This window comes from Brevibacterium sp. MGP-B1, from assembly GCF_057766545.1.
On sequence record NZ_CM173407.1, the window covers coordinates 242,018 to 254,205 of the forward strand.

Genomic DNA, 12,188 nt, shown 5'->3' on the forward strand with positions numbered 1-12,188 from the left:
GAGGGGCCGCATCAGGCTCCGACTACTGTCGAAAGGACAGGAATGTCAGTTCCTCACAGCCGCCGGACCGTCATCGCCGGAGCGCTCGTCGCACTCTCGCTCACCGCCACCGCCTGCGGGCAGGGATCGCAGGCCGCGGAGGAATCCGGGTCCGCGAATTTCGAGACCGTGACGATCAAGCACGCACTCGGCGAAGCGGTCATCGAATCCGAGCCCGAACGCGTCGTCACCCTCGGTCAGGGATCGACGGAAACTGCGATCGCTTTGGGCAAGACGCCGGTCGGCATGGAGGAATATGCCTGGGGATCCGATGACACCGGCTACATGCCGTGGATCTACGAGGCCGTGAAGGACAAGGGTGAGAAGCTGCCCGAACAGTTCCAGGGCGATACGGAACTCGACGTCGAGGCCATCGCCGAACTCGAACCGGATGTCATCCTCGCCCCCTGGTCGGGAATCACGGCCGAGCAGTACAAGCAGCTCGATGCCATCGCCCCGACCGTGGCGTACCCGAAGCAGCCGTGGACGATCAAGTGGGATGAGCAGATCACCACGATCGGCAAAGCGCTCGGTCAGGAAGAGGAATCCGAAGGCCTCGTCGACGACATCAAGACCCAGCTGAAAGAGGCGAAGCGGGAGAAATACAAGGACCTCACATTCTCCTTCATCTACAACTCGGGTCCCGGTACCCTCGGCGTCTTCTACCCCAACGAGCAGCGGGTGGCGATGGTCTCGGCGCTCGGGCTGACCCCGGATCCGATCATCGACGAGCTGAAGAAGGACTACGACGAGCCGGGAACGGATTCAGCGCTCATCGGTCTGGAGAACGCGGACAAGCTCAACGATTCGGACCTCATCTTCACCTTCTACTCCGATGAGAAGAACAGGAAGGAGATCGAATCGCAGGGACTGTACGCGAATATTCCGGCGATCAAAGCCGGGGCCGTCGTGGCTCCGGATGATCAGCCCTTCGTCACCGGATCCTCGATCATCAACCCGCTCACCGTCCCCTGGACGCTCGAGCGCTATGTGCCGATGATCGACAAAGCGGTGAAGAAGCTCGACAAGTAAGTCGTCGGCGAGGAGCCTGCCGCATCGGTCAGGCAAGCAAGCTGGGCGCTCTCAATCGAGGGCGCTCAGCTTCTTCCATTCATCCCAGGAGTACACCCAGTCCGAGATGTCGCTGTCATCGGTCGACAGGCTCACTTGGGAACCGGTGACCTCGACGGGATCGCCGAAGATCGCGGAGTCAAAGTACTCCTTGGCCCGTTCGGTGGTGAGATTGATGCAGCCGTGGGAGACGTTCTGCGAGCCTTGGACGCCTGCCGACCACGGGGCGGCGTGGATGAATTCTCCGTTGTTGTGGATGCGCACCGCCCACTGCACATCTGTCTCGTAGTCCCATTGTTCGGAGGTCATCGTATAGTCGGCGGCCTTCGACATGACCACATGCGTGCCGTTGTAGGACGGGGACTTCGGTGCGCCGAGCGAGGCCGGGAAGTCCATGACGGTCTTGCCGTCACGAGTGACGGTCATACGATGGGACTTCGCATCGGCCTTGACGACCTGCTTGCGTCCGATCTCGAAATCGAGGGTGAGGTCGTTCTGACCCACGCTGTTCTCGCCCGTCGGCACATCCTTGAGCGGAACGTCGACGGAGACCTTCGAATGAGCGGGCCAGAATTCCTTCGGGCGGAAATGCAGTCGGGACTGCGGGTCGTCATAGAGCCAACCCCAGGAGCCTTCGACCTCCCGCTCCTTGCCGTCTTCATCGGTGACCTTGACCGAGAGGCGGCGTTCGACATCGTCGCGGAAGTCCTTGGAGACGGTGGAACCGAAGTTGAGCATGATGGGGGCGGCGACGCCGACCGTCTGATCATCGGCGAGCGTTGTGCGCACCGACATCGGGGCGCCGTCGCTGTCGCCGACGGTGATCGTTGCGTCGAGGTCGACCTCGTCCCCGTCGGCAGTGGTGGCGGTCACTTTCACGGTGTATTCGCTGTCGGCGACGAGGCCGTAGGTCGAGATCCAGGCGGCGGACTCGTCAGGGGCGGCGACCGCCTCGGCGGTGTCCTTGTTCTCGGCTTCGCCGTCCTTCGGATCATTGTCGGCGGTCTCGGACTCGGTGGAGCTTGGTGTCGACGAACCGGCGTGGGCGTCGTCATCGGTTTCGAGCGCGGTGCCCGAAGCGTCGAAGAACGTGCCGGGATCATGCGCGATCCGGGGGTGGGCCTCCTCGGTGACGGAGATGTCACTGAGGTCGGCGTTCTCGACGGAGATGCCGATCCGCTGGCCGGCCTCGAGGTCGATGTCGTCACCGGATTCGGTCACCTCGCCGAAGTCCCCGGCACCGGGCATCGCGGTCGCCGCAGCGGCGGACTCACTCGGTGCAGCTGAGGAGGTCGCATTGCTGGGCTGCGACGTCGGTGTCGATTCGGACGCGGATTCTGCTGCCTCGGAGGTGATGGCTCCGACGCGGAACACGGGATCCGCGGCCGCCTCGGCGGTCTTGTTTGCGCCATTGCGGGTCGCGTCGGGATCGTCGCTCGACGGCGTGCACGCCGTGAGCAGGGCCAGTGCCGAAAGGGCGGCAACGGCCCCTTGGATCTTCGTGGACAACAGGGAAACCTCGTTTGAACACAGGGATGAGAACTGCGAATAATGGTAATGAAGCAAAATCACGAAAGTATTAACGCTTTCGCTTCTTCGCCCCGATTCCGGCGCCCGAAAGGTCGTGGAGGCGGAGCTGACCTGGGCAGATGGGGGAGAGGGGGAGTTGTGGAATTGTGATGTTGGGGAATAGAGGACTCCCCGTGCACCCGACAGAGCTCGCTTACCCTTGCTGCCTTCCGGCCCTGGGGGAGTTCACAAGATGACGCCGCACGGGGAGCCGTGAATCAGTCTAGTCGAGAGCGGCCTCGGTGGACAAAACGAGTGGGCGGGGCCACAAGATTGCGACAAGGACACTGTTATCCACTCGTGACAAAAACATCATCTGACCGGGACATTCACTGGATAGTGTGGACGCATCCTCGTTTCCCATCCCTAAGGAATCATGCACATTTTCCGCAGAGTGGTTCTGCCGCTGGCCTTCCTCCTCGTCCTCATCCTCATCGCTGTTTTCCTCGGGTGGATCGCCTTCAAACCGGCTGCCGACGACGAATTCGACGATGTCGGTGCCAGTGGGGAGCCGGCGGAATCTACCATCACCGCCGAACGCGGCGACATCTCCAACACAATCGAGGTCAAGGGACGCATCAACGTCGACTCCCCGACTGCGGTCAAAGCCGACCACGACGGTGTGGTCAACCATCTCTTCGTCAAGCCCGGTGATGAGGTATTCAAAGGCGCGGAGCTGTTCCAGGTCAGAAGCGAGGGTGAGCAGGAGGCGCCCGAGGAACCGGACGGCGGCAGCGACGGTGCCGAGACAGCAGACTCGGAAGGCGGGGACGAGGCATCGGGAGATGACCCATCGACCCCGGCCAAGCCGAAGTATCATTCGGTGATCGCCTCGGAAGACGGCACGGTGGGTGATTTCTCCGTCGAGCAGGGTGACACCGTCTCTGCCGACACTCAGGTGACCGAGCTGCTGAAGAAGACCTTCACCGCCAAGGCGCCGATCAAGGCGACCGACCTCTACCGAGTGCAGGAGCTTCCGGATACCGCGAACATCGCGATCGACGAAGGCCCGAAGCCCTTCGACTGCACGGGTCTCAGACTCGACCAGGGACCGGGTACGGCCTCGGGATCGTCGTCGACGAGTGAGGATGAGTCCGAGGACCCAGGGGCTGAAGGCGCAGGTGACGACGGTTCTGCCGCCGAAGGCTCGGAGGGAGGTTCCGGAGACGGTCCGCAGCTGATCTGTGCCATCCCCGACGATGTCACCGTCTACAACAGCCTCGATCTCACTATGACCATCGATGCGGGAGAGGCGAAGGACGTCATCGTCGTTCCGGTGACCGCGGTGCGCGGACTCACCGAGAAGGGATCAGTCTGGGTGACCGGAGACGGCGGCAAGTCCGAGGAGCGCGAGGTCGAGATCGGCCTCAACGACGGGTCCATGGTCGAAGTGAAGTCGGGCCTGGAAGAAGGTGAGGAGATCGATGAATTCGTTCCCGGCACCGAACCTGAAGATGAGAGTTCCGAGGGCGGAATGGATGACGAGTTCGGCGAGGGAGAGGACTGGTGAGCCGCCCGGAGCCGACGGCGGCAGAGACTCTGCTCTCGCTGCGGCATGTGTCGCGCTCGGTGCCGATCGCTGACGATCAGCTGCTCACGATCCTTGCCGATATCGACCTCGAGGTGGGGGTGGGGGAGCACATCGGTATCGTCGGTCGCTCCGGCACCGGCAAATCGACGCTGCTCAACATCCTCGGACTCCTCGACGCGCCGACGACCGGGGACATGGAGTTCGCAAGTGAGCCCGTGCAGAAGATCTCCCGGAACAGGGCCGCAGCGATCAGAGGACGGGACATCGGATTCGTCTTCCAGCAGTTCAACCTCCTGCCCGGACGCACCGCGGTCGAAAACGTCGAAGCCCCGCTGATGTACGCCACTGGACGGGAGTTCCGCAATCGGCGGAGATCGGCCGAAGCCATGCTCGAGCGCCTCGGCCTCGGCGACCGGATCGAGGCGAAGCCGAACCGTCTCTCCGGAGGTGAGCAGCAGAGAGTCGCGATCGCACGCGCGCTGGTGCGTGAGCCGAAGCTCGTGCTCGCCGACGAGCCGACGGGCGCCCTTGACGTTGAGACGGGGCGTCAGGTCATGGAGATCCTCGACGGCATCACCAAGGACTCGGGCGCCGCGCTCATCACGATCACCCATGATCTCGGGGTGGCGAACATGGCCACTCAACAGTTCTCGCTCAGTCAGGGGTGTCTCCATCCGGTCCTCGACGGGGCCACCGCCGAGGCACTGGCGGGTGAGAGCCGATGATCACAGGATTCGCCGCATCGATCGTCGAGGCCTGGCAGGAACTGAGGGTGCACAAGGTGCGCGTGCTGATGTCCCTGATCGGCGTGGGCGTGGCAGTGTGTGCACTGACCCTCGTCGTCGGGTTCGGGAACATGATGCAGAAGGGGCTCGCCGACTCGTATGAGCAGCAGGGTGGTCGAGCCGCGACCTACACACTGAGCCTCAATCCGACTGAGTCCGAGATGGGCGAATCCGAGGTCGAGAAGGTCCGGTCAGCACTCGACGAGACCGCCGACCGATTCGGAATCAGCCACATCTCCGCCTACGGTCAGGCCGAAACCACGGTGCCGGGACCGGCTGGCACCGTCAGCGCCTCGATGTACATCGTCGACCCGGATTTCGACGTCATGCGCCGACTCTCCGTCGATCACGGCAGGTGGTTCACCGCCGGTGACGCCGCGAACCTGTCGCCGGCTGTCGTCGCCGATGAGACTTTCCTCAGCGAATACGGCATCGACCCGACTTCCCTGCCGGCCACGATCGAGCTGTCCGGTTCCCCGAAGAAGACGGCCACTGTCATCGGTTCGATGCCCTCCTCCGAATTCCAGGAGTACGGGGAGATCTACGTCCTCAACGGGCAGGAGAAGCAGTTCGCCGCAGACGCCTACGCCGTCACCGAATTCGAGATGTGGGTGCCGCCCGAAGTCGGTGAGGAGCTGAGCAAACAGGTGACGAGTGATCTCAGGCGGCAGCTGCCCGGCTTCGACGTCAGTGCGGACAGAACCGATTTCGCCTCGGACATCGATGAAACGCTGGGTCCGGTGAAGAACGTGCTGTTGGTCATCAGCATTCTGATTCTCTTCATGGGTATGCTCGGCCTGCTCAACATCTCTCTTGTGACGATCCAACAGCGGATCAGGGAGATCGGCATCCGCAGATCCTTCGGGGCGACGAGTCGGCGCATCTTCTTCTCCGTGATGATGGAGAGCGTCGTCGCGACGACCATCGCAGGCGCCGTCGGCGTCCTCATCGCCGTTCTCGTGCTCAAGGCGCCGCTCGTCTCTGAGTTCATGTTCGACGGTGCGAGCACTCCGCAGGTCCCGATCTCTGCCGCGATCGTGGGGATGCTCGTTTCGGTCGGAGCCGGAGCGCTGGCGGGGTCGGTGCCGGCTGTCGTCGCCACTCGGGTGCGAATCATCGACGCGATCCGAGCCTGAGGAGTGCCAGAGCGCCAGCTCCGAAGGTCAGGCACAGCCCGACCTGAAGGAGGCATGCCACGGCGAAGGCATCGTCGTAGCCGAGGCTGAGCGTGAAGACATGGAAGAGCGCTCCGAGCAGCGCCACGCCCACGGCGATGCCTGCCTGCTGCATCGTTGCGATGAGACCGCCGCTCAGCCCGGCCACTCGGTCGGGTACCGCTCCGACCACGGTGCCGACGAGAGGACCGAACTGGAGAGCCTGAGCCGCGCCGAGGACGACTCCCGGAAGCTGGAACCACAGATTCCATTCAGTGGCTGGGGCCGTCGCCGACACCCAAGCCACCCCGAGAAGGCTGATCGCCTGCACGGCCGTGCCGAGGACCATCGTGCCGGGTCCGCCGAGTCGACCGACGGCCCGGGGGACGAGGAGCGAGGTGATGAGGAAAGCTGCGGCGAAGAGGCCGAGCGTGAGTCCGGAGACGGCGGCGGGGTCGCCATGGCCGGTCTGCGATGTGAGCGCGAAGTTGTAGAGAAACGTGCCGAAGCCGGCGAAGAACACGACGGCCATGAGCATCCCGATCCATGCAGCAGGGATGCGAACCACCTGCGGCGGAATGAGGGGGTCACGTCCGGCCGCCTCGGCGCGGTTCTGCCAGAGCGCGAACGCGGTGAGAGCTGCGGCGCAGGCTGCCAAGAGGATCGCGGGCAGCGGAAGCCAGCCGGTTACCGGTCCCAGCGCCAGTCCGATGACGAGGCACATCATGCCCACGCCGAGGAGGATCGCGCCGGGGGCGTCGAGGGGTGCCGGGTCGATGCTGCGTGATTCGGTCAGACGCAGGGAACCGAGATAGGCGGCTGCGGCGGCGACCGCGCAGCTGAGGAACGCCGCCCGCCACCCCCAGGTCTCGCCGAAGAGGGAGATGAGTCCTCCGCCGAGGACCTGACCGCCGACGGTGCCGACTCCGGAGAATGCGCCGAAGAGGCTGATCGCCTTCAACCGTGCGGCCCCGGACAGCGAATGCTGGAAGCTCGCGAGGATCTGCGGCATCATCACCGCCGCTGCCGAACCCTGGGTTGCACGAGCCACGAGCAGAAAGAGCGGATCGGGTGCCAGTCCGACGGCGATTGAGGTGATGACAAGCGCGCCCGTGCCGATCATGAACAGGCGGCGACGCCCGAAACGGTCCCCGACGCGAGCGCAGAGGATGAGGCCGGAGGCGAAGGCGGCGGAGAACAGACCGACGATGAGGGCCGAGGTCGACTCAGCAGCACCGATGTCGGCCTTCACCGCGGGGATTGCGACGTTCGAGACGGAGAACATGAACGTCGCGAGGAACGCACCGAGGTGGAGCGGCCAGAGCGCCGGGGCAGGATGGCCTGCGGTGGGGTCGGGGTCGACGTTGGGTGCGTGACCGGGAGCCGCCTCGGTGACGGCCGAGGTCGGAACCGCCTCGGCGGAGGTCGATGGTGTCTGCGTGTGGGAATCTCTCATGGGTCCAGTCTGCGATGGGCCGCGGGGAAGTGGGAGGGCGTGCTGATGGTGTTGGTCGCACCACCAGGCTGAGTGCGGTGACGGGGTGGAACGGCGTGAGCGTCGGACGGACAATGGAGGCATGGCACAAGTGAGAACCGAAGAGCTCGGACGATTCCTGCGTTCGCGACGCAACCGGGTGCGACCCTGCGAGGTCGGTCTTGCGTCGGGCACCCGGCGGAGGGTGCCGGGACTGCGGCGCGAAGAGGTCGCTGTGCTCGCGAACATCGGCACCAGTTGGTACACCTGGCTAGAGCAGGGGCGCGAGGTCCACCCCTCGGAGTCGGTCCTCGAATCCATCGCCGAGGCGCTCCTGCTCGACCGTGAGGAGCGTGCCCATCTCTTCCTGCTGGGCGGATATCCGGATCGGGTCGCGAACCCGGGGGACTCGGCGGTGGGAGAGCAGATGCGCACCTTGCTCGACGAACTGCTGCCGCTGCCGGCGATGGTCACTGACCCGCGGTATACGATCCTCGCCTTCAACTCCGTCGAACGGTATCTCGCCTCCGACCTCGAAGCACTCGCCCCAGCCGACCGGAACTGCGCGATCCAGTCCTTCGAGAGTCCGGAATGGGCGCGGACCTTCCACTCCGACGACGGTCACCGGGCGCAGGTCGTGGCGAAGCTGCGTGCCTCGTACGCGGAGTCGATCGACGATCCCGAGTGGTCGCCGCTGCTGACGCGGCTGCGCAGGAATCCGGAATTCTGCCGCCTGTGGGATTCGGGATCGGTCGGTCGATCTGTCGGTCGGGGCAAGACTATTGAGAACCCGTATGTGGGCACGCTCAAGCTGACGATGACGACGCTCATCGCGCAGGAGAACCAGCGGCTGACGCTCTCGGCCTATCAGCCGGTGGACACGGTGACGCGGTCCCGCTTGGAGACGCTGCACGGCTGGATCAATGACGGCAGCATCGAGCGCAGACGGGAGGACGGGGCGCAGCCGTCGGCAGAACGGCATCTCCGAGCCGTCGCCGATTGATCCGCGTGCCGTCGGGTGACGAGGTCGCGTGTTCGCGGTCGGGGTCGATGCTGCCTGTTCACCTGCGGGAAGTGGGATGCTTCACACTCGGCCACCGCGATTTCGCATTGTCGTCATGACTCGGATAAGCTGATTCGCGGAGGATTCGCCTAGTGGCCTATGGCGCTCGCCTGGAACGCGGGTTGGGTTAACGCCCTCAGGGGTTCGAATCCCCTATCCTCCGCCACGGAAGTCCCGGTCTCGCAGTTTCTGCGGGCCGGGACTTCGTCGATTCACCGGCTGCGGGTCCCGCGCCGGTCGGTCGCGGCATCCACCACCGGCCGTGTCATCTCCTACCGGCGCTTTCGCATCCCTCGTCGGTCCTGGCTCAACGCACCGGTGCAACGAGGTGGTGTGCCGCCAAAGGTGAGGGATGCGGAGCGAGTTGCAGCGGACGACCGCCGTGGGAACGCAAATCGCATGACGGTTCATGGCGAAGTGCGTCATTGTGACGGCATGCGTCAGCCCGCGAAGTCTGCCCGCCGTATGTGGTCTGCGTCTCAGTAGTCTGGCACGGCACACCTGCACACAAGATATTGCACACCTGCACACATCACGAGCGACTGAAGGGAACTGGCCCGATGACGTCGCAGCAACCGGTCCGGCGCGGACAGATCGCGCAGCGCACGACCCGCGGACACGGTGCTCATGCCAGTTTCGATGGGAAGGGACACACAATGACGAACCTCCACGCCAACCCGATCTCTACCGGCGAACCCGAAGACCTGAAATTCGCCTACTGGGTGCCCAACGTCTCCGGCGGCCTGGTCGTGTCGAACATCGAACAGCGCACCGACTGGGGCTACGACTACAACGTCAGGCTCGCCCAGACCGCCGAGGCAGTCGGCTACGAATACGCGCTCAGCCAGGTCCGCTACCTCTCCAGCTACGGCGCGGCCCAGCAGCACGAATCGACCTCCACGTCACTCGCGCTCGCCCTGGCCACCGAGAAGCTCAAGGTCATCGCCGCCATCCACCCGGGCATCTGGGAACCGGCCGTGCTCGCGAAGTTCATCCTCACCGCCGACCAGTTCACGAAGGGCCGGGCCGCCATCAACGTGGTCTCCGGCTGGTTCAAGGACGAATACACCCGCCTCGGCCTGCCGTGGCTCGAACACGGCGAACGCTACCGCCGGTCCGCCGAGTTCATGGATGTCGTCCGCAAGCTCTTCACCGAGGAGAACGTCGAGTACCGCGGCAATTTCTACACCGTCGACGACTTCACCCTCCGCCCCGGCCCCTACCCGGTCGAGGGCCGCCCCCACCCGGAGATCTTCCAAGGCGGAAACTCCTCGGCCGCCCGCATCAACGGCGGCAAGCACGCCGACTGGTATTTCTCCAACGGCAAGGACTTCGACGGCTTCCGCGAACAGTACGACGACGTCACCGAGGTGGCCCGAGCGCACAATCGGAAGGTCCGTTTCGGGCTCAACGGGTTCGCCATCGTCCGCGACACCGAGGCCGAAGCCCGCGAACAGCTGCGTGAGATCATCGCCAAAGCCGATGAAGGCGCCGTCGAAGGATTCCGCAAGTCCGTCCAGCAGGCCGGAGCCTCGACTCACGATAAGAAGGGCATGTGGGCGGATTCGAGCTTCGAAGACCTCGTCCAGTACAACGACGGCTTCCGCACCCAGCTCATCGGCACTCCCGAACAGGTCGCCGACCGCATCATCGAATACAAGAAGATCGGCGTCGACCTCATCCTCACCGGCTTCCTCCACTTCCAGGAGGAACTCGAAGCGTTCGGCAAGACCGTCATCCCGATCGTGCGCGAGAAGGAAGCCGAACTCGTCAACAGGGGACTGCTCACCCCTGCCGGAGTGTGATCCTGGAGGCGAGTTTCCCTCAGGCCACGCTGAATGACGCGGACTTGAGCTTCAGCTTCGTCCGCAGCTGATCGCCGGTGAGGCTCGCGGACTTCCCCTTCACCGAGGTGGCTTTCACCGTCTTCACCAGACCTGAGCCGGTCTTCGCCACCGTCACAGACCGGACGTCTGCCAGCCCGAACGCCCGTGCCATGTCGGCCTGCTTAGCCGTCACCGACCACGAGGCGTTCGGGTTCTGCGCAGAGGCATACTTCGACGGAGAGTCATCGACCGAGACCAGGTACGGCACGGCCGACCCCCACACCTCGGCAGCCGAATGCGTCTTCGACCCCGCCGACGACGAGTAGACAGCATCGATGAGCCCGCCCTTGTAGGTGATGAGGCGCGCCGACTTCACCGTCGACCCGCTCGTGGTCTGTGTCGCGGCCACGGCCTTGCGCCACGGACCGGAATCGCCTGCATTCTCATGAGTCCACCCGAGGAAACGCTGCGAGGCCACCTCGTCATAGACGTTGCACCCGCAGGCCGGCTTCACCGCACCGAGATTGCGGTACGCATAGGTGCGGGAGGCGATGGCCTGACTGCGCAGGGCTTCGGACTGCCACGACGCCGGCATCTCGGCGATGCCCGGCAGATACTCCTTGTTGAGACCCAGCACGTTGATGACGTTGAGCGAGCTCTTCAGCTGACCGATCTCGAGCCGTCCGTGTCGGTAGGTGCCGGTCGCCCCGTTCTGGGCACCGCTGACCGACACCGTCGTCGCCGACGAACTCTTCCAATATCGGGTGCCCTGCCATTCGAGGGTGAGCTTCGATCCCGAATAGCTCTTCGACCCGACGGTCGCCTTGACCGAACCGGACGATGTCCGTTCGATCGTGACCTTCGAGCCCGATTCGATGGTCTTCGCCCCGACCTTGACCCGCAGGCGCCCGGACCGCGGGGTGACCGTCACGGACTTCTTCCCGGTCAGCAGCTGCACCCTGAGACTGGCGTCGGCGTCCTTCGACATCGTCGTGACCTTGGCCCCGGTGTAGTAGTGCTGCAGGATCTGCGTCGACGACTTTCCGGCCGCCGCCATTCCGCGCGCTCCGTACTGGCTCATCCCGACCCCATGGCCGAACCCCGACCCTTTGATCGTGAACGACGACGGCGCCTTCGTCAGCGTCACCTTCGTTCCGGACTTCGCCGTCCACACGATCATGCCGTTCTGGAACTTCTGCCGAGTCTCGGACCCGGACCGGTACTCATTGCTCGTCGGATAGCCGAGCGGACCGCGTTCCCACCCGGACTTCTTCCACGCAGTGCGGATCGCACCCAGGATCGCATGGGCACCGGTGGCCTTCGTCCAATGGATGCTGCCGTGTTTGAACGACTGATAGCAGCCCTGGTGGATCAGCGTGCACCGCTGCGGGCCGACCGCTGGGCCGAGCTTGCCGGAATTCCCGCCGAGCGATCTGTGCATCGTCCCGATCGCGCCCGAGGTCGCATAGGCGGCATGTGCCGGAGGCGGTGTGGAGCAGAGAATGAGAAGGAACCCGATGAGCAGTGCCGCGAGGGCAGGAGTCGTCGCCTTGACGAACGGGGAAGCTGGCATGAGTAGATCATAAGCGCGGCTGTCAAGACCCCAGGTGACGAACAGACGAACTCCCCGGAACGATCGTTCCGGGGAGTTCGTCGCCGAGGTGGTTCCGCCTCGG

9 protein-coding genes, 1 tRNA gene, 1 other RNA gene and 1 riboswitch are annotated in these 12,188 nt (G+C 64.4%); of the genes, 7 read left to right on the forward strand and 4 right to left on the reverse strand.

Features of this window, described 5'->3' with window-relative positions:
* The first annotated feature begins 42 nt into the window (after positions 1–42).
* The gene (locus AC3CD9_RS01045; protein WP_488365909.1) at positions 43–1,071 is read left to right on the forward strand and encodes an iron-siderophore ABC transporter substrate-binding protein; all 1,029 of its coding nucleotides are present in this window, start codon (positions 43–45) and stop codon (positions 1,069–1,071) included.
* A 51-nt stretch (positions 1,072–1,122) separates the two neighbouring features.
* Here AC3CD9_RS01045 and AC3CD9_RS01050 read toward each other — a convergent pair whose 3' ends face one another.
* Both AC3CD9_RS01050 and ffs read right to left on the reverse strand, forming a co-directional pair.
* On the reverse strand, positions 1,123–2,619 hold the full coding sequence (locus AC3CD9_RS01050) for a L,D-transpeptidase (RefSeq protein ID WP_488365910.1): 1,497 nt from the start codon (positions 2,617–2,619) through the stop codon (positions 1,123–1,125).
* 180 nt (positions 2,620–2,799) lie between these two features.
* Positions 2,800–2,895: signal recognition particle sRNA small type (gene ffs, locus AC3CD9_RS01055), an RNA gene on the reverse strand.
* A 160-nt stretch (positions 2,896–3,055) separates the two neighbouring features.
* Here ffs and AC3CD9_RS01060 point away from each other — a divergent pair.
* Genes AC3CD9_RS01060 through AC3CD9_RS01070 form a run of 3 tightly spaced genes read left to right on the forward strand, consistent with a single transcriptional unit; the run spans position 3,056 to position 6,131 of the window.
* Positions 3,056–4,189 carry an efflux RND transporter periplasmic adaptor subunit gene (locus tag AC3CD9_RS01060; protein ID WP_488365911.1) on the forward strand — a complete coding sequence of 378 codons (1,134 nt, stop codon included), beginning with the start codon at positions 3,056–3,058 and terminating at the stop codon, positions 4,187–4,189.
* On the forward strand, positions 4,186–4,935 hold the full coding sequence (locus AC3CD9_RS01065; protein WP_488365912.1) for an ABC transporter ATP-binding protein: 750 nt from the start codon (positions 4,186–4,188) through the stop codon (positions 4,933–4,935). Before AC3CD9_RS01060 ends, AC3CD9_RS01065 begins: the two co-directional genes overlap by 4 nt.
* Positions 4,932–6,131 carry an ABC transporter permease gene (locus AC3CD9_RS01070; protein ID WP_488365913.1) on the forward strand — a complete coding sequence of 400 codons (1,200 nt, stop codon included), beginning with the start codon at positions 4,932–4,934 and terminating at the stop codon, positions 6,129–6,131. Before AC3CD9_RS01065 ends, AC3CD9_RS01070 begins: the two co-directional genes overlap by 4 nt.
* Here the strand turns inward: AC3CD9_RS01070 and AC3CD9_RS01075 are convergent.
* Positions 6,109–7,605, reverse strand: a complete 1,497-nt coding sequence (locus tag AC3CD9_RS01075; protein WP_488365914.1) for an MFS transporter — start codon at positions 7,603–7,605, stop codon at positions 6,109–6,111. The two genes, AC3CD9_RS01070 and AC3CD9_RS01075, sit on opposite strands and share 23 nt — an antisense overlap.
* A gap of 121 nt (positions 7,606–7,726) precedes the next feature.
* On the opposite strand from AC3CD9_RS01075, the gene AC3CD9_RS01080 reads away from it, so the two are divergent.
* From AC3CD9_RS01080 to sfnG, 3 genes are all read left to right on the forward strand, one after another.
* Positions 7,727–8,626: a helix-turn-helix transcriptional regulator gene (locus AC3CD9_RS01080; protein ID WP_488365915.1), complete on the forward strand. Its 900-nt coding sequence runs from the start codon at positions 7,727–7,729 to the stop codon at positions 8,624–8,626.
* A 138-nt stretch (positions 8,627–8,764) separates the two neighbouring features.
* A tRNA-Ser gene (locus tag AC3CD9_RS01085) sits at positions 8,765–8,852 on the forward strand.
* Positions 8,853–9,212: 360 nt separating this feature from the next.
* Positions 9,213–9,332, forward strand: a riboswitch (SAM riboswitch).
* 10 nt (positions 9,333–9,342) lie between these two features.
* On the forward strand, positions 9,343–10,491 hold the full coding sequence (sfnG, locus tag AC3CD9_RS01090) for a dimethylsulfone monooxygenase SfnG (RefSeq protein WP_488365916.1): 1,149 nt from the start codon (positions 9,343–9,345) through the stop codon (positions 10,489–10,491).
* Positions 10,492–10,510: 19 nt separating this feature from the next.
* Here sfnG and AC3CD9_RS01095 read toward each other — a convergent pair whose 3' ends face one another.
* Positions 10,511–12,085: a SpoIID/LytB domain-containing protein gene (locus AC3CD9_RS01095; RefSeq protein WP_488365917.1), complete on the reverse strand. Its 1,575-nt coding sequence runs from the start codon at positions 12,083–12,085 to the stop codon at positions 10,511–10,513.
* Positions 12,086–12,188: the final 103 nt, after the last annotated feature.